This window comes from Curtobacterium sp. DN_7.5, from assembly GCF_022655355.1.
Taxonomy (GTDB): Bacteria; Actinomycetota; Actinomycetes; order Actinomycetales; family Microbacteriaceae; genus Curtobacterium; species Curtobacterium luteum.
The window spans coordinates 1,113,723-1,133,601 of record NZ_CP093378.1 but is presented as its reverse complement, the minus strand read 5'-3'; the positions used below and the strand labels follow the sequence as shown (position 1 = coordinate 1,133,601).

At 72.0% G+C, this 19,879-nt stretch carries 17 protein-coding genes; 9 read left to right on the top strand and 8 right to left on the bottom strand.

Annotated elements, in window-relative coordinates:
• The first annotated feature begins 46 nt into the window (after positions 1 to 46).
• A complete protein-coding gene (locus MON03_RS05315; protein ID WP_022902132.1) occupies positions 47 to 1,363 on the top strand; it encodes an MFS transporter in 1,317 nt (438 codons plus the stop codon).
• 537 nt (positions 1,364 to 1,900) lie between these two features.
• Entirely contained in the window at positions 1,901 to 2,980 is a 1,080-nt protein-coding gene (locus MON03_RS05310; protein ID WP_242090929.1) for a YihY/virulence factor BrkB family protein, read from the top strand.
• Positions 2,981 to 3,250: 270 nt separating this feature from the next.
• On the opposite strand, the gene MON03_RS05305 is transcribed toward MON03_RS05310, so the two are convergent.
• The 3 genes from MON03_RS05305 to MON03_RS05295 form a co-directional block, all read right to left on the bottom strand.
• Positions 3,251 to 4,723, bottom strand: coding sequence for an aspartate ammonia-lyase (locus MON03_RS05305; protein WP_031272263.1), 1,473 nt, complete (start codon positions 4,721 to 4,723; stop codon positions 3,251 to 3,253).
• A 211-nt stretch (positions 4,724 to 4,934) separates the two neighbouring features.
• Positions 4,935 to 5,231, bottom strand: a complete 297-nt coding sequence (locus MON03_RS05300; protein WP_022902129.1) for a hypothetical protein — start codon at positions 5,229 to 5,231, stop codon at positions 4,935 to 4,937.
• Positions 5,231 to 6,487, bottom strand: coding sequence for an inorganic phosphate transporter (locus tag MON03_RS05295; RefSeq protein WP_175328447.1), 1,257 nt, complete (start codon positions 6,485 to 6,487; stop codon positions 5,231 to 5,233). Before MON03_RS05295 ends, MON03_RS05300 begins: the two co-directional genes overlap by 1 nt.
• Positions 6,488 to 6,603: 116 nt before the next feature.
• On the opposite strand from MON03_RS05295, the gene MON03_RS05290 reads away from it, so the two are divergent.
• From MON03_RS05290 to MON03_RS05280, 3 genes are all read left to right on the top strand, one after another.
• Complete coding sequence (locus tag MON03_RS05290; protein WP_242090927.1) at positions 6,604 to 8,292, top strand: cation:proton antiporter; 1,689 nt, start codon at positions 6,604 to 6,606, stop codon at positions 8,290 to 8,292.
• 72 nt (positions 8,293 to 8,364) lie between these two features.
• Positions 8,365 to 9,903, top strand: a complete 1,539-nt coding sequence (locus tag MON03_RS05285; protein ID WP_242090925.1) for an ABC transporter permease — start codon at positions 8,365 to 8,367, stop codon at positions 9,901 to 9,903.
• A gap of 53 nt (positions 9,904 to 9,956) precedes the next feature.
• The gene (locus tag MON03_RS05280; RefSeq protein ID WP_022902125.1) at positions 9,957 to 10,244 is read left to right on the top strand and encodes a hypothetical protein; all 288 of its coding nucleotides are present in this window, start codon (positions 9,957 to 9,959) and stop codon (positions 10,242 to 10,244) included.
• 15 nt (positions 10,245 to 10,259) lie between these two features.
• Here the strand turns inward: MON03_RS05280 and MON03_RS05275 are convergent, their stop codons facing one another.
• Positions 10,260 to 10,766: an 8-oxo-dGTP diphosphatase gene (locus MON03_RS05275; protein WP_242090924.1), complete on the bottom strand. Its 507-nt coding sequence runs from the start codon at positions 10,764 to 10,766 to the stop codon at positions 10,260 to 10,262.
• Between the two features lie 52 nt (positions 10,767 to 10,818).
• Between MON03_RS05275 and MON03_RS05270 the strand changes: the two genes are divergently transcribed.
• Both MON03_RS05270 and MON03_RS05265 read left to right on the top strand, forming a co-directional pair.
• Complete coding sequence (locus tag MON03_RS05270) at positions 10,819 to 11,169, top strand: hypothetical protein (RefSeq protein ID WP_022902123.1); 351 nt, start codon at positions 10,819 to 10,821, stop codon at positions 11,167 to 11,169.
• A gap of 43 nt (positions 11,170 to 11,212) precedes the next feature.
• Positions 11,213 to 12,103 (top strand): aminodeoxychorismate lyase, encoded by an 891-nt coding sequence (locus MON03_RS05265; RefSeq protein WP_242090922.1) that lies wholly within the window; start codon positions 11,213 to 11,215, stop codon positions 12,101 to 12,103.
• Positions 12,104 to 12,188: 85 nt separating this feature from the next.
• On the opposite strand, the gene MON03_RS05260 is transcribed toward MON03_RS05265, so the two are convergent.
• A complete protein-coding gene (locus tag MON03_RS05260; RefSeq protein WP_242090920.1) occupies positions 12,189 to 13,388 on the bottom strand; it encodes an amidohydrolase in 1,200 nt (399 codons plus the stop codon).
• Positions 13,389 to 13,536: 148 nt separating this feature from the next.
• Between MON03_RS05260 and MON03_RS05255 the strand changes: the two genes are divergently transcribed.
• Positions 13,537 to 14,715, top strand: coding sequence for a Fic family protein (locus MON03_RS05255; protein WP_242090918.1), 1,179 nt, complete (start codon positions 13,537 to 13,539; stop codon positions 14,713 to 14,715).
• Between the two features lie 9 nt (positions 14,716 to 14,724).
• Positions 14,725 to 16,905, top strand: a complete 2,181-nt coding sequence (locus MON03_RS05250) for a S9 family peptidase (protein WP_242090916.1) — start codon at positions 14,725 to 14,727, stop codon at positions 16,903 to 16,905.
• Between the two features lie 218 nt (positions 16,906 to 17,123).
• Here the strand turns inward: MON03_RS05250 and MON03_RS05245 are convergent, their stop codons facing one another.
• The 3 genes from MON03_RS05245 to MON03_RS05235 are packed head-to-tail and all read right to left on the bottom strand — an operon-like array spanning position 17,124 to position 19,809.
• A complete protein-coding gene (locus MON03_RS05245) occupies positions 17,124 to 18,665 on the bottom strand; it encodes a CYTH domain-containing protein (RefSeq protein WP_242090914.1) in 1,542 nt (513 codons plus the stop codon).
• Positions 18,662 to 19,474 (bottom strand): hypothetical protein, encoded by an 813-nt coding sequence (locus tag MON03_RS05240; RefSeq protein WP_022902364.1) that lies wholly within the window; start codon positions 19,472 to 19,474, stop codon positions 18,662 to 18,664. Before MON03_RS05240 ends, MON03_RS05245 begins: the two co-directional genes overlap by 4 nt.
• A complete protein-coding gene (locus MON03_RS05235) occupies positions 19,471 to 19,809 on the bottom strand; it encodes a PadR family transcriptional regulator (protein ID WP_242090912.1) in 339 nt (112 codons plus the stop codon). Before MON03_RS05235 ends, MON03_RS05240 begins: the two co-directional genes overlap by 4 nt.
• Positions 19,810 to 19,879 lie beyond the last annotated feature (70 nt).

Here is a 19,879-nt window from a genome sequence, read left to right as displayed (position 1 = left end):
CGCCGACCACCCCGTCGTCGCCGACAGGCACCAGAATGGTTCCACCGTGACACGATCCGACACTGCACCGCGCCGCCGCCTGCTCGCCGACCTCACCCCGCTCCGCCGCTCCCCCGCGTTCGCGCGGCTGTGGGCGGGCACGGCGATCGCCGGCATCGGCACGCAGATGACCACCGTGGCCGTCGGCCTCGAGGTCTACGAGATCACGCACTCGACCTTCGCGGTGGCCCTCGTCGGCGTCATCGCCCTCGTCCCGATGATCGCCGCCGGGCTGTACGGGGGCATGCTCGCGGACGCGTTCGACCGCCGGCTCGTCGCGCTCGTGTCCTCGATCGTCGCGTGGGGCTCGGTCGCCCTCATCGCCACCCACGCCTGGCTCGGACTGCACAGCGTCGTCCTGCTGTACGTGCTCGCCACGGTGAACGCCGTCGCCGCGACCGTCAGCAACGCCTCGCGCTCGGCGATCGTGCCGCGGCTGGTCGGCACGGACCTGCTCCCCGCGGCGAGCGCCCTCGGCGGGATCGCGTCCGGGTTCCAGGTCACCGTCGGTCCGGCGATCGCGGGTGTGCTCATCGCGACCGTCGGTTTCGCTCCGACGTACACGATCGACGTGGTGCTCTTCACGTTCGCGTTCCTCGGGGTGTTCACGCTGCCGCGGATGGCGGCGGACGACGACGCGCTCCGCCCGGGGCTCGGTTCGCTCGTCGAGGGCGCCCGGTTCCTGAAGCGCTCGCGCAACATCACGATGACGTTCGTGCTCGACATCGTGGCGATGACCTTCGGGCAGCCGCGGGTGCTCTTCCCCGCGATCGGCGCGCTCGTGATCGGCGGCGGGTCCATCACGGTCGGCACGCTCACCGCGGCGTACGCGATCGGCGCGCTGCTCTCGAGCGTGTTCTCCGGTCCCCTCGGGCACGTCCGCCGCCAGGGCGAGGCCGTGGGCTGGGCGATCACGGCGTACGGCGCGGCGATCGCCGGGTTCGGCGTCGTCATCGCGGTCGCGCACGCACTCGGTGGCCGCGCCGGTGAGCGCTTCGACGTCGGGATCCTGCCGGCGCTCGCGCTCGCGGCGCTGTTCCTCGCGATCTCGGGCGGGGCGGACAACGTGAGCTCGGTGTTCCGGAACACGATCCTCCAGGCGGCGGCGCCGGACGGGATGCGCGGACGGTTGCAGGGCATCTTCATCGTCGTCGTGACGGGCGGCCCGCGGGTCGGCGACCTGTACGCGGGGCTCGTCGTGGCGGCGGGCATCGCGTACCCGCCCATCATCGGTGGCGTGCTCATCATCGGGCTGGTCGCGCTGCTGCTCCGTCTCGTGCCGTCGTTCCGGCGGTACGACGCGCTGCACCCGCACGCGAACTAGGCGCACCCCGAGGCTCGGCCGGCGCGCCCCGAGGCTCGGCCGCCGCACCCCGAGTCTCGCGCTACGCGACACTGCTCGCGGCCGAGGGCACGAGTACTGTCGCCCGCCCCGAGTCTCGGCCGGCGCACCCCGAGGCTCGGCCGGCGCGCCCCGAGTCTCGGCCGCCGCGCCCCGAGTCTTGCGCTACGCGACACTGCTCGCGGCCGAGGGCACGAGAACTGTCGCCCACCCCGAGACTCGGCCGCCGCACCCCGCTACCGGCCGCCGCACCCCGAGTTCCGGCCGGCGCACCCCGAGGCTCGGCCGGCGCGCCCCGAGTCTCGCGCTACGCGACACTGCTCGCGGCCGAGGGCACGAGAACTGTCGCCCACCCCGAGACTCGGCCGGCGCACCCGAGTCTCGGCCGGCGCACCCCGAGTCTCGGGCGCCGCGCGCCGAGTCTCGGCAGCGGGTCGCCAGCGCGACCAGACGCCGGCCTGGAGGCGCATGGCGGGCCCGCACCGCGCCTCCCGTCCGGATGCAGGTAGTTTCGTACGCATGCCGGACCGCGACGCGCGCGCCATCCAGCGGACCGGGGTCCGCGCCGTCGTCCGGCGTACCTACCACTCGGTCATCCGGCACCGGGTCGTCGACGCCGCGGCCTCGCTGACGTTCTTCGCGACCCTCACGGTGTTCCCGACAGCGCTCGCGGTGGTGTCCGCACTCGCGATCGTGGACCGATCGGGCGACGGGCTCGAGGACATCATCCAGGTGCTCGGGTTCATCGTGCGGCCCGAGACGGCCACGCACCTCGAGGAACCCCTGCGGCAGCTGCTCTCGCTCGACAACCCCTGGCTCGGCTTCGCGACCGGAGTGGTGCTGACGCTGTGGTCGTTGTCCGGGTACGCGACGGCGTTCGGCCGCGCGATGAACACCGCCTACGAGGTCGAGGAGGGCCGCCGGATCTGGAAGTTCCGCAGCATGATGCTCCTCGTCACGCTGCTCGTCATGGTCGGCGGTGCCGTCGCGATCCTCATCCTGCTCGGCACCCCGACCATCGCCGCGGCGATCGTCGACCAGATGGGCTGGCCGATCTGGGTCGACGACCTGTGGAACGTGCTGAAGTGGCCCGTCCTCGCGGCGGACCTCGTGGTGATGGTGGCCGTGCTCTACTACGCGACGCCGAACGTGAGGACGCCGCAACTCCGGTGGGTGTCCGCCGGTGCCGCGTTCGCGATCGTGACCTGGGCGATCGCGACCCTCGGGTTCGCGGTCTACGTCGAGACGATCGGCGCGGGGAACCGGGCGTACGGCTGGCTCGGTGGGGCGATCCTGCTGCTCGTGTACCTGTACATCTCGAACTTCGTGCTCGTCGTCGGCGGTGAACTCGACTCCGAGGTCATCCGGATGCGCCAGCTCTTCGCCGGGATCGAGGCCGACGAGGCCATCCGGCTCCCGCTCCGGGACGTCACGCGCAACTTCACCCTGGCCCGGTGGCGGGACGCCGACATCGCCGCCGCGCACCACGTCCGGGTCGAGGCCGCGAAGCTCCCCCGCGACGACGAGGAGTCCGCTCAGGAGGCGCACCTCCGTGACCTCGCCGGGAAGGTGCAGGTCAGCGAACCCCCGATGCCGTAGGCGGGGCCGGTGCCTCGCACGGTGCGAGGCAGCGGATGCACGGTGCGAGGCGCCGGACGCACGGTGCGAGGTTCCACACATGGTGCGGGCTCCTGGCGCTCGCACGGTGCGTGGAACCTCGCACCGTGCGACGACGTCGCACCGTGCGAGGCGGCACCGCACCGTGCGAGGAAGTACGCACCGTGCGACGCCTCAGCCCTCGCACGGTGCGTGGAACCTCGCACCGTGCGACGCGGCCCCACGCCGTGCGACGCGCACCGTCCGACGCGCTCAGCGCTCGCGCGCGGCCTGGTCCAGCATCTCCTCGGTGATGACCGGGATCGCCCCCGTCGCGAGCTCGATGCCGGACAGTCGTGCCGGCGAGAGGACGCGCTGCACCTGGTCCTCCTCCATGAGCCCGGCAGCCGTGACGAGCGTCGCGATCGGTGTCGAGGTGGTCAGCGCCGTGTGCGCGATCGACGCCGCGGCCGCGTACCCGATGTACGGCGTCAGCGCGGTCACGACGCCGACGTTCGTGTCGACCTGGGCTGCGAGCTTCGCCTCGTTCGCCTCGATCCCGGTCACGCAGTGCACGCGGAGCGTCTCGCAGCCGTTCGCCATCCACTGCAGCGACTGCATGATCGAGTGCGCGATGATCGGCTCGAACGCGTTGAGCTGCAGCTGACCGCCCTCGGCCGCCATGGTCACGGTGGTGTCCGCACCGACGACCGCGAACGCGATCTGGTTCACGACCTCCGGGATCACCGGGTTCACCTTGCCGGGCATGATCGAGGAACCCGCCTGCCGCGCCGGGAGCGTGATCTCGCCGAGTCCCGCCTGCGGCCCCGAGGCGAGGAGGCGGAGGTCGTTGCAGATCTTCGAGAGCTTCGCCGCGCTGCGCTTCACCGTGCCGGACAGCGTCATGAACGCACCGGCGTCGCTCGTCGCCTCGATGAGGTCCGGGGCGGTCACCACGTCGAGCCCGGTCGCGATCTCCAACTGCCGGCGGACCTCGTCGCGGTACAGCGGATCGGCGGTGATGCCGGTGCCGATCGCCGTCGCGCCGAGGTTCGTCTCCGCGAGCAGCGGCATCACCTTCGAGAGCAGGAGGACGTCCTCCTGGATGGTGTGCGAGAACCCGGTGAACTCCTGCCCGAGCGTCATCGGCACGGCGTCCTGCAGCTGGGTCCGCCCGATCTTCAGGACGTCCGCGAAGGCCCGCCCGCGCTCGGCGAAGGAGTCGGAGAGGGCCTCGAGCTGCGTGTTGAGCCGCCGCACCCCGAGGATCATCGCGAGCTTGATGCTCGTCGGGTACGTGTCGTTCGTCGACTGGCTGCGGTTCACGTGGTCGATCGGGTGCAGGTACGCGTAGTCGCCCTTCTCCCGGCCGAGCAGTTCGAGGGCACGGTTCGCGAGCACCTCGTTCGTGTTCATGTTCGTGCTCGTGCCGGCACCGCCCTGCACGACGTCGACCACGAACTGGTCGCGGAGCCGGCCGTCCCGGACCTCCTGCGCGGCGGCGTCGATGGCGTCGGCGCGCTCGCCGTCGAGCACCCCGATCGCCTTGTTCGCGCGGGCCGCGGCCTGCTTGACGGTCGCGAGGGCCTCGATCAGGTCCGGGTACACCGCGATCGGGACCGACGTGATGGGGAAGTTCTCGAGCGCCCGGAGGGTGTTGATGCCCCAGTAGGCGTCGGCCGGGACCTCCCGGCTGCCCAGGGAGTCGGTCTCGGTGCGGGTGGGTCGTGGTGCGTCGTTGCTCACCCGGCCCAGGCTAGTCCGAACCGTCCGGCCGGTCCTGGTGCGGTGGCGGGCGCGTGTCGGCGTGCGTCCGCCGCGACCAGGCAGACGGACGGGAGGCTCGTGGCGGCGCCGCCACGAGCCTCCCGGCCGCCCTCCGGTCGCGTCAGCCCTCTGGTCGCGTCCGCCCTCTGGTCGCGTCAGCGACCAGTCGTGCGCCAGGGCGCAGCACCCGTCAGTGGAACTGCGGGACGATGAGGTAGATGCCGTAGAGGACGGCCGCGGCGCAGACGGCGAAGCAGACGACCGCGAGCGAGCGGTACAGCCGCACCCCCGGCGGGGTCTGCCCGGGGAGCGGGAACCCGGCGGTCGCCGGCCCGACGGTCCCGTCGTCCTTGATCGTGTACTTCCCGGCGCGGGTGTCGGCGGCGCTCCAGAACCGGAGGCCGACCGAGTACACCGTCACGACGAAGCACGCCGCGACGACCGAGACCACCGCGACACTGACGAACGCCAGCCAGTCGATGCCCATCAGCGTCGTCCTCCCTTGCGTGCGGCCATGCGGCGCAGCGTGCGCTCGCGGCTCAGCTCGGCACGGCGGGCCGCGACGACCTCGGCGCGCTTCTTGCGCTGCATGTCGCGGCGCTCCTTGCGGGTCAGCACGGCGTTCGCGGCCACGTCGACCTCGATCGCGGCGGCCTGGTCGTGCGGCTTCCGCAGCGACCACAGGTACAGCCCGAGGATCACCGCGGCTCCGACCACCGCGTCGATGACGAGCCCGCCGACGCCGATGCGCGCGATGCCCGACGCCACGGCGCCGACCAGAGCCGCCGCCGGGAGCGTGATGAACCAGGCGATGACGATCTTGCCCGCGGTGGACCACTGGATCTTCGACCCGCGACGACCGAGGCCGGCGCCGATGATCGAACCCGACGACACCTGCGTGGTCGACAGCGCGAAGCCGAGGTGGCTCGACGCGAGGATCGTCGCGGCGGTCGAGGCCTCGGCTGCGAAGCCCTGGGTCGCCCGGATCTCGGTGATGCCCGACCCGAGCGTGCGGATGATGCGCCAGCCGCCGGTGTACGTGCCGAGGGCGATCGCGAGGGCACAGGCCACGACGACCCAGAACTGCACGCCCTGGTCCGCCGACTGGGCACCCGAGGCGATCAGCGTCAGCGTGATGACGCCCATCGTCTTCTGCGCGTCGTTCGTGCCGTGCGCGAGCGACACCATCGAACTGGTGAAGACCTGGCCGAAGCGGAACCCACCGCGCTCGTTCGGGAACACCGGGCGCCGGGTGATGCGGTACGCGATGCGCGTCGAGAGGAACGAGACGAGCGCCGCGATCACGGGCGAGAGGAACGCCGGGATGATGACGACGGTGAGGAGCGCCGCGTAGTTGACCGACTGGAAGCCGGCGCCGACGATCGCGGCGCCGATGAGGCCACCGAACAGCGCGTGCGACGAGGACGACGGCAGGCCGCGGAGCCACGTGATCATGTTCCACACGACCGCGCCGATGAGGCCCGCGAAGATCATCTCCGGGGTGATCGCCACGCCACCAGGGCCCTCGTTGATGAGCCCGTGCGAGATCGAGGTCGCCACCGCCGTGCTGAGGAACGCACCGACGAGGTTGAGCACCGCTGCGACGGTGACCGCGACCTTGGGCTTCATGGCGCCGGTCGCGATCGGGGTCGCCATCGCGTTGGCGGTGTCGTGAAAACCGTTTGTGAAGTCGAAGAAGAGGGCCAACGCGATGACCAGGACGACTATGAGTGTGATGTCCACCGCGGGAAAGTGTCCCAGGCGACCGGCCCGAGCACAAACCCTGGTGTTCACCGGACGTTCACCATGCCTGTCGATCTGTTCAGGAACGGAACCATTCCGATGAGAGAATGTTCCTCATGGACACCGTCGAGCTCCTCGCCATGCTGATCGGATCGCTCGCGGTGACCGGGTTCGCACGGGCGAAGGGACTGCCGGCACCCCTGCTCGTCACCGCGGTCGCCCTCGCGGCGTCGTTCCTCCCCGGGCTGCCCCACATCGAGATCGACTCCGAAGTGATCCTCACGGTGGTCCTGCCGCCACTGCTCTACTCCGCGGCGCTCGACGTGTCGTGGCAGAGCTTCCGGACCTCCATCAAGCAGATCCGCCGACTCGGCATCTTCCTCGTCATCGTCACCGCGCTCGTGGTCGGCGCGGTCGCATACCTCCTCATCCCGGACATGACACTGCCGGCCGCGATCCTGCTCGGTGCGATCGTCGCCCCACCGGACGCCGTGTCCGCCGCGGCGATCGGCCGGAAGCTCGGACTCCCCCGACGCGTGATGACGGTCCTGTCCGGTGAGAGCCTCATCAACGACGCGGCCTCGCTGACCCTGGTGCGGGTGTTCACGCTGATCATCGCCGGGACGTCCCTGACCGTCTGGCAGGACCTCGGCATCTTCGGCCTCGCGATCGGTGTCGGTCTGGTGGTCGGCGGCGTGCTCGGCGTGCTCGTGCACTGGATCCGGATGCGCATCAACGACCCCGTGGTCGAGACGATCATGAGCATCCTGCTGCCGTTCGTCGCGTACATCGGCGCCGAACACCTCTCCGGCTCCGGCGTCATCGCGGTCGTCACGGCCGGCCTCTACATCGGGTACAACTCGCCGAAGGAGGGCTACGCGACCCGCCTGCAGGAGCGCCCGCTGTGGACGAGCATCGACGTCATCCTCGAGGGCTTCGTCTTCGCGCTCATCGGGCTGCAGCTGAACGACGTCGTGCAGAAGCTCGTCGAGAGCGAGCGGAGCCTCGGCCAGACGCTGACCGCCGCCCTGGTGGTGCTGGCCGTCGTGATCCTCGTCCGGCCGCTGTTCGTGTTCGAGTCGTACGTCCGCAACCGGATCAACGGACGGTGGCTCCGCCCGCTGCGCATCCGGCTGTCCCGGGGCCACCCGTCGTTGCGGTGGATGCGCGGTACGGCCGAACCGAAGCTCAACTGGCGCGAGCTCACCGTGATCTCCTGGACCGGCATGCGCGGGGTGGTCACCCTCGCGGCGGCGGTCTCGGTCGTGGCGAGCCCGACGGAGATCCCGGCGCAGGACACCATCTTCGTGATCGCGTTCATCGTGACCGTCGGCACCCTGCTGCTCCAGGGCCTGACGCTGCCGTTCGTCATCCGGGCGCTCGACGTGCAGGACCCCGAGGAGGGCATCGAGGACGTCCGGAGCGAGATGCGGCTCAACGAGCGCACCACCCGCGCGGCGATCGACCTCATCGAGCAGCGGCGGCCCGAGTGGGGCGAGCGGTTCGGCGCCGAGGCCACCGACGTCTTCGTGGCGCGGCTCAAGGCACGGCTCGAGCGTGCGGCGGAGACCTTCCGACAGGACGCGCTCGAGGAGGAGACCGAGGACCAGCACCTGCCGAGCCGGCTCCGGGGGGCGCAGATGCAGGACATCCGGCGCGACCTGCTCGACCGGCGCCGCGAGATCGTCCTCGACGAGCGGGAGAAGGGGAACCTCGACGAGGAGGTCATGCGCCGCGTGCTCGTCACGCTCGACGCCGAAGAGCTCGCGATGGACTCGGCACAGGCGTCCCGCAGCCGCAGCTGACCCGTCCCGGTCGCTCCGAGCACCCCGGGCGTATCCTGACGCTCCGGATCGAGAACAGGAGCACCTGGCCGAGTGAGCACCCCGCGGAACGACCTCCCCCCGAAGCGGACCACCCGCCCCTCGACCCGCGGCACGCACCCGCGGCGGGGGTCGTCCGTCGCCGGCCACCGTCGGGTCCGCCAGGCCCCGGTGCCCGAGCCGCAGCGGATCAGTGCGTACCGTCGCTGGTACGGCACGCTGCACCCGTCGCTCCAGCTCATCGGCCTCCAGCTCTGGATGCCGCTGTTCTTCATCGTGGGCTTCTGCCTCTGCTACGTCTTCGCGTTCCACGCGCCGCACCCGCACGACGTCCCGGTGGCCCTGGTCGGCAGCGACCCGACACTCGTCGCCGCAGTGGGCAAGGCCCTGCCCGGCGAGTACGTGTTCCACGTGTACGACTCCCTCGCGAGCGCGAAGCGGGACGTGCTCGCGGGCAGCATGGCCGTCGCCTACGACCCGTCCGCCAACGAGTTCTTCAAGGCCAGCGCGCACCAGTTCCAGGTCGCCTCGCTCGTCCCCGCGACGCTGTCCGCCGTGCTCGAGGCCGGCGGAACGGCGGCGCCGAGGATCACCGAGCTCGCCCCGCTCCCCACGTACGACGAGTTCGGCACCGTGTCGATGTACGTCATGCTCGCCTGGTGCATCGGCGGCTACATGGTCGCGATGTTCATCGGCATCATGGGCGGCCCGCTGCGGCACCGCACCCGGATGGCGGTGATCGTGATCGGCGGCCTCGTCATCTCGCTCATCACGAACACGCTCGCCGGCCCGGTCGTCGGCGCGATCCACGGGCACTTCGTCCCGCTCGTCCTCATCGCCTGGGGATGGATCGTCGCGATCGGCCTGGCGGTGAACGGCCTGAGCTACTTCGCCGGCCGGTTCATCGCCGCCCCGGCCATGATCTGCTTCGTCTTCCTGTCGATGCCGTCCTCCGGCGGCGCCTACCCGAAGTGGTTCATGCCCGAGCCGTTCGCCTGGCTGAACAACGTGGTCGTCGGCTCGAGCATGGTCGACATGATCAAGCACCAGATCTACGGCGTCGGGCCGGGCCTCACCCGCGGGCTCGTCACGATGGCCTGCTACGCGGGGGCCGGGCTGGTGCTCATGTACGTCGGCAAGATGTGGTGGGAGCACCGCCGCATCCGCGCGATCGTGACCGGTCGGACGACGATGTTCCAGGACGCCCAGAACGCGAACCGCGAGTTCCTCGGCAAGCAGCGCGACCAGGAGCTCGAGCGCCACGGCCTCACCTCGACCGAGACCGGCACGCTGACGGTCCTGCGCGACGACGAGTGGGAGGACGACCGCGCGAACGGCGACGTCTTCATGGGAGGTCGGGACGGCCTCGAGACCGACAGCACGCCGACGGGCCGCATCCCGGTGGTCCGCTCCGGCGAGCGCGGAGGCCCTGCGGGCCGGCCGGGAGGCACGACCGCCGGACCGCGCACACGTCCGGTCCCGCGGGTGGACGCGTCGCGCGCGCCGGTCCGGTCCGACGCGCCGGCGCGCTCGGGCGCACGGCCCGGCGGCACGGTCGAGGACCGTCCGCACGGTCGGCACGCGGACCGCTGACGCCGGTCGGAGCAGGCGCGGTCGTCCGTGACGCCGGGCGTATCCTTGGGGCCATGACCCCGCGCATCGCCTGGCACCGCGTCCTCGTCACCGTCGTCGTCGTGTTCCTGGCGCTGGCGGTCGTGTTCTACGCGCTGAGCGTGTTCCTCGCCCCCGCCGACGGACGGAACACCGCCGGGCTCTTCGTCGGTTGGGCGATGTTCGCGATGATCGGCGCGATCGGGGTCGGCATCGTGGACTTCTTCGTCCGCCCGCTCGGCGGCCGGAGCGGTGACGCGGACGTCATGGCCGCCGCCGAGGAAGCGCGGACGGGCAGCACCCGGACGCAGCAGGCCCGCTGACCCCGCGCGGAGCGCTCAGCCGTCGGACCCGGTGAACCCGGCGACCGTGGCGTTGTCCTCCGCGAACGTGAACCGTGCGCGGACCCGGCCGCCGTCGAGCACGCCGGGCAGCCAGTACTTGGCGTCGTCCCACATCGCGGCGTAGGGCACGGCGTCGACCGGGATCCAGCGGGGTTCGAGCTCGTCACTGCCCGTCGGGCTCCCCTGCCAGCGGCGGCAGACGAACACGTCCGAGACCTGTGACCAGGACGGCCGGAACGGGAACCGGTAGTCGAGCGTGCCCCGTGCCTCCAGGTCGGCCGGGTCGAGCCGCAGGCCGACCTCCTCGGCCACCTCGCGGACCGCGGTGTCGACCGCGGCCTCGCCGGGTTCGCGCTTGCCGCCGGGTCCCACCAGCCGGCCGGTCCCGAGGCCCCGACGCTTCTCGCCGAGGAGCACCTCGGGTCCGTCGGCGCCGTCCCGCAGGAGGTAGACGACGACCACCGCCGGGTGCTGGATCGTGCGGTCCGCGCGTTCGGTCACCCCTCCAGTGTGGCGTACGCTCGTTCCATGGCAGGCGTGCTGCGGGGGCATCATGGCTGAGTCCCGCAGGACGGGGCGCAGCCTCGAAGTGCTGCGTGCCGAGGCCGCCGAGGAGATCTCGATGCTCGTCGAGCACCGGAGCCGCCAGGGTGAGGACCCGTGGGACTTCATGCCGACGCTGCCGACCGTCGACGAGCAGGTCGTGCTCATCCTCCGCGCCGACTCCCTCGAGCTCGACGCCGCGATCGGTGCACGGAGCGCGCAGTGGTCGATGCACCCGGCGTCCGGCCAGGGCACCTCGATGGGAGAGGAGTACCACCGGCTCCGGCGCATCGCCATGCAGCATCCGGAACTCACCGCCGCCGTCTGGAAGCTCATCGGGGCGCTCCCCGACGCCGGCTGACGGCCCGGTGGAGGCGCCAGCCGCGCTGCGGTTGGATGGGGACATGACCGAAACCGTCCTCGCGATCCTCAACCAGCCCTCCCGCGACGCTGCGCCGCACGACCCGGACGCCGACGCGTTCTGGTTCGCCGCACCGCTCGAGGAGCACGTGCAGGTCCAGGACCTCGGGGTCATCCGTGGCGACGGCGTGTTCGAGACCATCACCGTGGTGGACGGTCGGCCGCAGGCGCTCGAGCCGCACCTCGCGCGGTTCGAGCGGTCCGCCCGCATGCTCGACCTGCCCGTGCCCGACGCCGCGGCCTGGCGGCGGACGATCGAGGCGGTGTGCGCCGAGCTCGACCCGGTCCGCGAGGGCTTCGTGAAGACCGTCTACACGCGCGGGGTCGAGGGGGCGGACCGGCCGACGGGCTGGGCGTACGCGGCACCCTCCGGGGACCAGACCCCCGCACGGACCGAGGGCATCTCCGTCGTCACGCTCGACCGCGGGTACCGGCACGACGTCGAGCGGACGTCGCCGTGGCTGCTGCAGGGCGCGAAGACCCTGTCGTACGCGGTGAACATGGCGGCGCTGCGCGAGGCCGGCCGTCGCGGGGCCGACGACGCGCTGTTCGTGTCGACGGACGGCTACGTGCTCGAGGGCACCCGGGCGAACCTGGTCATGTCCGTCGGTGGCCGGCTCGTGACGCCCCGGACCGACATCGGCATCCTCGCCGGCACCACGCAGGCCGACGTCTTCCGCTTCGCCGAGGACGCCGGGATGGACACCTCCTACGAGCTCGTGACGCTCGCCGACCTCGAGTCCGCGGACGCCCTCTGGCTCGTGTCGAGCGTCCGGCAGGCGGCTCCCCTCCGGTCCGTCAACGGGGTCACTCGGGCGATGGACCTGCCCCTGACCGAGCGGATCAACGAGTTCCTGCTGTCGCGCGAGGCGTGACCGGAGCGGGTCGCGTCCGTCGCGACCCGTGGACGGACGGGAGGCACGGTGCGGGCCCGCACCGTGCCTCCCGTCCGTCACGTGGTCACCAGCGGTCGCTGGTGACGCCCTGACCGTCGACCCACTCGAAGACCTGGGCGCCCTCGATCCAGACGCGCGTCGCGCGGCTGGTCGCCGCGAGCGGGTCGCCGTCCCAGAGGACCAGGTCGGCGTCGTACCCGGGTTCGAGACGACCGACGCGGCCGCCGAAGCCGAGGATGTCGGCGGGGTTGGTCGTGAGCGCCTCGAGCGCGGTCTGCCACGGCAGCCCCTCCTTGACGGCGGCCGTGGCCTGGTCGACGAGCATGTTGATCGGCACCACCGGCGCGTCCGTCGTGATGGCGACCCGGACGCCCGCCGCGGCGATCGTGGCGAGGTTCGGGATGCCGCGGTCGCGGAGCTCCACCTTCGAGCGGCTCGTGAAGAGCGGGCCGTAGATCACCGGGATCGCCTTCTCGGCGAGCACGTCGGCGATCTTGTGCGCCTCGGTGCCGTGGTTCACGACGAGGCGGTAGCCGAACTCCTCGGCGAGCCGGATCGCGGTCGCGATGTCGTCGTGGCGGTGGGTGTGCTGGTCCCAGGCGAGCTCGCCGTCGAGGACACGCACGAGCGTCTCCTTCGTGAGGTCGCGAGCGAACGGGTCGCCCTTCGCCTCGGCCGCGTCACGGGCTGCACGGTAGTTCTGGGCCTCGACGAACGCGTCGCGGATGATCTTGGCGACGCCGAGCCGCGTCGAGGGCGTCTGGCCCTTGCCGCCGTACACGCGCTTGGGGTTCTCGCCGAGGGCGCTCTTGACGCTCACCGAGTCGGAGATGAGCTGCTCGTCGATCGTCCGGCCGCCCCAGGTCTTGATCGCGACCGTCTGGCCGCCGATCGGGTTGCCGGACCCGGGCTTGACGACGATGCTCGTGACGCCGCCGGCGAGCGCGTCGCGGAAGCCCTCGTCCTGGATGTCGACGGCGTCGATCGCGCGCACGCCGGCCATGTTCGGGCCGGTCATCTCGTTCGTGTCGTTGCCGGCCTCGCCGTTGGCCTCCTCGTGGATGCCGACGTGCCCGTGCGCCTCGACGAACCCGGGGACGAGCCACGCTCCGGCCGCGTCCACGACCGGGAGCCCCGGCGGCGGTGTCACCTCCGGTCCGATCGCGGTGATCCTGCCGTCCTCGACGACGACCGTCCCGCCGTCGAACTCCGGGGAGGTGACGGGGACGACGTGGGCACCGGTGATGGCGAAGGAGTTGGTCATGGCTCCACGCTAGCGAGCCGGCGCTCCACGCATACGACATCTGGATTCCTGGCGACGAGTGACGCGGGCGCCGTACCGTCCTCGTGCGCCGACCCCTGGAGGAACCGTGGACCACGCCGAGTCACCCGCCCACCGTCCACCGTGGCCCGTGCACACGACGGTCCTCCGGCCCTGGCGCAGCGGCCAGCGCGGGCCGAGGGCCGACCGCCTCGTCACCGCCGTCACCGCCTCGGTCCCACCGCGGATCGCCGCTGCCGGGTGGACCCCGGACGTCGGCACCGAGCAGCTGCTCGCGCACGCCGCACACGCGCTCCGGGTCCTCGACGCCGAGCACGGACACGCACTCGCGGGGCTGTCCTCCCTGCTCGTCCGGACCGAGGCCGTGACCTCCTCGCGGATCGAGCTCGAGCAGGCGACCATCGACGACGTCGCCCGGGCGTCCGTCGGCGGCCGGGCGAACCCGAGTGCCACACTGGTCGTCCGAGCCGGCGCCGCGCTCGGACGACTCGCGGCGATCGCGCCCGGCGGGACGATCACCGAGTCCGCGGTGCTCGACGCCCACCGGGTCCTCATGGCCGACGACCCCGTGGACGGCCGGTACGCGGGCCGCTGGCGGGACGTCCAGAACTGGATCGGCGGCGGGGCCAGCCCGCGGCTGGCGTCGTACGTCCCGCCGCCCGCCGACGAGGTCCCGGCGCTCATGGCGGACCTCCTCGCCTTCGCCCACCGCGACGACCTCCACCCGATCGCGCAGGCCGCACTCGTCCACGCGCAGTTCGCGTCGGTGCACCCGTTCACCGACGGCAACGGTCGGATCGGTCGGGCGCTCGTCGCGGCCGTGCTCCGGCGCCGCGGGCTCGGGCTGCGCGTCACGGCACCGGTCGCGGTCGTGCTCGCGGCGGAGCGGGACCGCTACTTCGGCCTGCTCGAGGCGTACCGGACCGGCTCGGTCGACGACCTCGTCCGTGACCTCGCCATCGCGATCGGCACCGTGTGTGACGAAGCGACGACGACCGCGCTCCTGCTCGCCGAGCACCGCACGTGGCTCGCCACCCTCGGACTCCCGGCCGCCCTCGCGCACGTCCTCGGCCACGAGCCGTTCGTCTCCGAGGACACGCTCGAGCGCCTGCTCCCCGCGGGGATCGAGCCCACGGTCACGCGACTGTGCGGCGTCGGGGTGCTCCTGCCCCTCACCGCCCGACGGCGCGACCGTGTCTGGCGGGTCGTCGGCGTCGCAGCGGAGCTCGAGGCCTTCGTCGAGCGGGTCACCGACGCCGTGGGTGCCCGGCAGGTGCCGCTGCCCGCGCCGATGGGGGCCTGCGCATAGGGTGGGGGCGTGAGCAGCGAGCACGAACAGGCCACCCCGCCCACCGCCGCGAAGCGCCCGGTCACCCGGTCGCACCACGGCATCGACTTCGTCGACGACTACGAGTGGCTGCGTGACAAGGAGTCGCCGGAGACGCTCGCGTACCTCGAAGCCGAGAACGCCTGGACCGAGGCGCAGACCGAGCACCTCGCGCCCCTGCGCGACCGGATCTTCGGCGAGGTCAAGGCCCGCGTGCAGGAGACCGACCTCTCCGTTCCCGTCCGGATGGGTGACTGGTGGTACTTCACGCGGACGGCCGAGGGGTCGCAGTACGGCGTGCACTGCCGCGCACCGATCAGCGGTCCGGACGACTGGACGCCCCCGGCGATCGAGGCGTCGGCCGACGGCGGGACGACCCTCCCCGGCGAGGAGACCGTGCTCGACAGCAACGCCCTCGCGGACGGCCACGACTTCTTCTCGCTCGGCTCCTACGACATCACCGACGACGGCACGCGGCTCGTCTACGGCACTGACACTGCCGGCGACGAGCGCTACACGCTGCACGTCCGCGACCTGACGACCGGGCAGGACCTCGCCGACGAGATCCCCAACACCGGCGCCGGTGCCACGTTCGACCCCTCCGGACGCTTCGTCTTCTACCCGACCGTCGACGACTCCTGGCGGCCCGACCGCATCTGGCGTCACGCGGTCGGGACGCCGGCGTCCGAGGACGTCCTCGTGTTCGAGGAGCCGGACGACCGCTACTGGGTCGGCGTCGGCATCACCCGGTCGTCGCAGTACATCGTCATCGAGCTCGGGTCGAAGATCACGTCCGAGGCCCTCGTGCTCGACGCGGCCGACCCGACCGGCGAGTTCCAGGTCGTCTGGCCGCGGCGCGAGGGTGTCGAGTACGAGATCGAGCACGCCATCGTCGGCGGCAGCGACCGCTTCCTGGTGCTGCACAACGACGGTGCGGAGAACTTCGAGCTCGTCGACGTGCCCGCGGACGACCCGACGTCCGAGCGTGACCGCCGTGTCGTCGTCGCCCACCACCCGGAGCGCCGCATCGAGTCCGTCGACGCGTTCGCCGGTCACCTCGCGCTCGAGTACCGGTCCGAGGCGCTCCCCCGGGTGGCGATCATCCCGATCGAGGACGACGGCTACGGGGATGCCCACGAGGTCCCGTTCGACGAGACGCTCTTCTCGGCCGGTCTCGGCGGCAACCCCGAGTGGGAGCAGCCGACGCTCCGGATCGGCTTCACGTCGTTCGTGACGCCGTCCGAGGTCAGCGACCTCGATCTGGCGACGGGCGAGGTGACGGTCCTCAAACGGCAGCCCGTGCTCGGTGGGTACGACCCGGCCGACTACGTCCAGGAGCGCGACTGGGCCACCGCGGCGGACGGCACGCGCGTCCCGATCTCGCTGGTGTGGCGACGGGACGCGGTCGACCCCGACCAGCCGGCACCGCTGCACCTGTACGGCTACGGGTCGTACGAGCACTCGATCGACCCGGGCTTCAGCGTCATGCGGCTCAGCATGCTCGACCGTGGCGTCGTGTTCGCCGTCGCGCACGTCCGCGGCGGCGGCGAGATGGGTCGGCACTGGTACGAGGACGGCAAGACCCTCACGAAGAAGAACACGTTCACCGACTTCGTCGCGGTCGCCGCCCACCTCATCGACTCCGGTCGCACCACCGCGGACCGGTTGGTCGCCGAGGGCGGCAGCGCGGGCGGACTCCTCATGGGTGCCGTCGCGAACCTGGCGCCGGAACGGTTCGCCGGCATCCTCGCGGCCGTGCCGTTCGTGGACGCGCTGACGAGCATCCTCGACCCGGACCTCCCCCTGACGGTGATCGAGTGGGACGAGTGGGGCGACCCGCTGCACGACCCCGAGGTCTACCGGTACATGAGCGAGTACTCGCCGTACGAGAACGTCCGCGACGACGTGCAGTACCCGAAGATCCTGGCGGTGACGTCCATCAACGACACCCGGGTGCTCTACGTCGAACCCGCGAAGTGGACCGCGCGACTGCGGGAGGTCGGCGCGCCGGTGCTGCTCAAGACCGAGATGGCGGCCGGACACGGCGGCGTGAGCGGTCGGTACGCGTCGTGGAAGGAGCGTGCGTTCGAGCTGGCGTGGCTCCTCGACGTCCTGGGGCTGGCCGAGGTGTCCCCTGCCGCTGCGGACGCCGAGCCCGTCGCCGCCGGATGACCGACGCCCTCGTCGTCATCGCCGTGCAGGTCGGCGTCGTGCAGCCGCGGAGGGCTTCGACGTCACGCTCGTCGGTGACGCGCACACCACCCGGGGCGTCGTCCGCGACGAGTCGGTCGTGACGGCGGAGCAGATCATCGTCCACACGAACCACTCCCGGGCCGGACTCCGGGACCCGGGGCAGCGGTTCGACGTCGCCGATGCCGACGCGGTGGTGCTCACACGCGGTTGAGCGTGTGCACCGCCTCGTCGTAGGACTGCTCCGCGAGTCGTACCCGGTCGCCCGCGAGGACGCCGTACCCGAAGGTCCCCTCGCCGCCGCGCTCGGCGATCCCGGCGTTCACGCGGAGCTGCTCGAGTGCGTGCAAGGAGCGGACCCGCTCGGTGAGGACCTCGGCCGCGTTGCCGATGCGCTTCCACAGCGCGTGCGGGAACGCGTCGTCGCCGAGCACGTCCATCGCCATGCGGGCGCGGAGCGTCGCGGTCCACGCGAGTTCCGTCGCGGCCAGTGCCGCGGCTTCCCGCTCGACGACCGCGACCTCGGCGTCCTCGTCGGCGACGGCGTCGCGCACGAGGTCGCGGACCCGGGGCTTCTCGACCGCGGACACGTCCTGCGCGACGTGCTTCGGGGACCGGAGCGCCCACGCGGTCGGCTGCGGCCGTTCCACGGCGTCGTCGAGGGCGTCGAGCAGCTCGAGGAACGGCTCGGAGTGCAGGAACGCCACCACGTCACGGACCGCGTCGGCCCGGCGTTCGCGGGTGGACGCGAGGATGCGCTCACGGGTCATGGCGTCGACGAGGGCGTCCTGCGCCGGGGTGGACGCCCGCGGCAGCCGCTCGACGAGGTACTCCGCCAGTGCTGCCCGTGCGGTGACGACCGCGAACGCGTCGGCGGCCGCTGCCGCCCGGTCGATCTCGTCCGTGGGCGCGAACGCCGGACGGTACGACCCGAGGACGGCGGCGATGCCGAGCGCCGTCGACGCGGTCTCGCGCAGGTCGGCGGCGGCGGCGGTCGCCGGGTCGCGGAGCGCGGCCTGCTGGTCGAGCAGCGCGGCGCGCAGCTTGCGGAGCCGCTTGGTGAGCGCGCGTGCGGCCGTGCCCTTGTCCGGCTTCTCTGCGGTGTGGAGGCGCGGTGCCGGTGCACCCGCCAGCCCTCGAGCCAGCTTCGACGAGACGGCAGCGGGGCCGGCGCCGACCGCGGCGAAACGGCCGTCCAGCGCGGCGAACAGCTCGTGGGCGATCTGCTCGTCGACGCCGCCGACGGTCTCGACCTCGACCTCGCGCCAGGTGCGAGGCGTCTCGGGAGCGTCGTCGTCGAGCCGCTGGGCGCGGACGGTGTCGTCGGCGAGCTCGGCGATCTGGTCGCCGTCCTCGTCGAGGAGGCGCGTGACGGTGCGGGTGGTGGTGATCCGGACGACCGGTCGGAGGCGCCGTCCCCGACGCTCGGTGAAGAGCGCCGCGAGGACCTCGTCCGGGACGCTGTCGGCGTCGTCGGTCAGCGGGAAGTGCTGCTCGTGCCGGACCGTGTCCGAGGCCGCGCGCTTGATGTGCCAGCCGGCGTCCGGCCCCCCGGTCCGGCGGCGGACCGTCACCCGGGCGGCGACGAGGTCGTAGCGATCGGTGTCCCAGTAGGTCGCATCGAGTTCGAACGGTTCCTGCCGGTCGGACTGCAGGATGCCGCCGACGCCGATCAGGTCGGGGAGGTCCCCACCCTCGGGCAGGTCGTAGGTGCGCTCGATCTCGAGGTGCGTGTCACTCACACGCTCTTGTCTACCAGGGCTCCCTCGGGGGCCACGAACCGGCGCGAGCGATCGGTGGAGAACCGGCTGCCGAGGAACCCGGCGAGGATGAGCGCGAGGTACGGCACGCCGAACAGGATCGAGTTCCACTGCGCCGGGAGCAGGGTCCACAGCGCTCCGGTGTGCTCCGCGGACACGAGGACCATCGGGAGGACGGCGAACGACCACGCCGCCCACGGGGTGCTCGTCGCGACGAACCACCCGACGAGCGGGACGAGCGTCAGGAGCAGGGAGAACTCGAACGGGATCGGTCCGGTGACCGGGAGGGAGGGCACGAGGACCATCACCACGGTCGCCGCCAGGACCATGCTCGCCCCGATGCGCCGTCGAGGAGCGGTCGCCCGCAGGAGGAGGACCGCCACCGCCACGGCGACACCGGGAACGACGTGCACCAGCGCTTGCCCTGCGAGCATCCCGACGACGCGCTGGGTGGCGGATCCGGCGTTCTGCTGCAAGAGCAACCACACGCCCGACGCGAGCAGCGACGCGATCGCCACCGCCACGAGCACGGGAACGGTCCGGACGCGGTGTGGTTCGGGACGGACGTCGAGCGGTACAGCGGTCATGGTGGTCCCCCAGGTGGTGCGACGGTCGGCTCGGCGGTGGAACAGCGCCGTGGTGAAGGCGCCGAACGCGAGCGCGGTCGGCGAGAGGTCGAGTTCGGCGGCGCCCTGCACGTCGGCGGCCCACTGCTCCCGGCGGGTCTCGCGGTGCGCGGCGGGCGAGATGGCGACGGCTGCGGCGACCAGCACCCGGTCGAGCGCGTTCACGACGCCACCGGCCGGGTGGTCGGACGCGCGCCGGCTGTGGGTCGCGCAGCGGCGCGGGTGGCATCGACCCGCGCGGCAACGAGGTCCTGCGCCGCGACGAGACCGTCGGCAGTGAACTCGTAGAGCCGTCGTCGTGGTCCAGACCGCTCGGCGTCGTCGTCCCAGCTCGACCGGATCCAGTCGAGCTGCTCGAGCCGTTCGAGGATCGGGTACACGGTGCCCGCCTGCCGTCCGGTCGCCTTGATGACGAGCAGCCCCCAGGTCGGTCCGTCCGCTGCGAGCAGGGCGTCGAGGACGTCGAGCGTGGGGGCGGTCACGCGCTTGATCGGTTCCATGAGCAGAAGCTACCTATGTAGAACAAGCACGTCAAGCCATGTCGGACAAGGCGGTCGTCCATCCAGACAG

Excerpts from the sequence above, each read along its gene's own strand:
- MON03_RS05290 (WP_242090927.1), top strand. The coding sequence starts at position 6,604 with ATGGACACCGTCGAGCTCCTCGCCATGCTGATCGGATCGCTCGCGGTG.
- MON03_RS05265 (WP_242090922.1), top strand. The coding sequence starts at position 11,213 with ATGACCGAAACCGTCCTCGCGATCCTCAACCAGCCCTCCCGCGACGCT.
- MON03_RS05300 (WP_022902129.1), bottom strand. The coding sequence starts at position 5,231 with ATGGGCATCGACTGGCTGGCGTTCGTCAGTGTCGCGGTGGTCTCGGTC.
- MON03_RS05280 (WP_022902125.1), top strand. The coding sequence starts at position 9,957 with ATGACCCCGCGCATCGCCTGGCACCGCGTCCTCGTCACCGTCGTCGTC.
- MON03_RS05310 (WP_242090929.1), top strand. The coding sequence starts at position 1,901 with ATGCCGGACCGCGACGCGCGCGCCATCCAGCGGACCGGGGTCCGCGCC.
- MON03_RS05270 (WP_022902123.1), top strand. The coding sequence starts at position 10,819 with ATGGCTGAGTCCCGCAGGACGGGGCGCAGCCTCGAAGTGCTGCGTGCC.
- MON03_RS05260 (WP_242090920.1), bottom strand. The coding sequence starts at position 13,388 with ATGACCAACTCCTTCGCCATCACCGGTGCCCACGTCGTCCCCGTCACC.
- MON03_RS05235 (WP_242090912.1), bottom strand. The coding sequence starts at position 19,809 with ATGGAACCGATCAAGCGCGTGACCGCCCCCACGCTCGACGTCCTCGAC.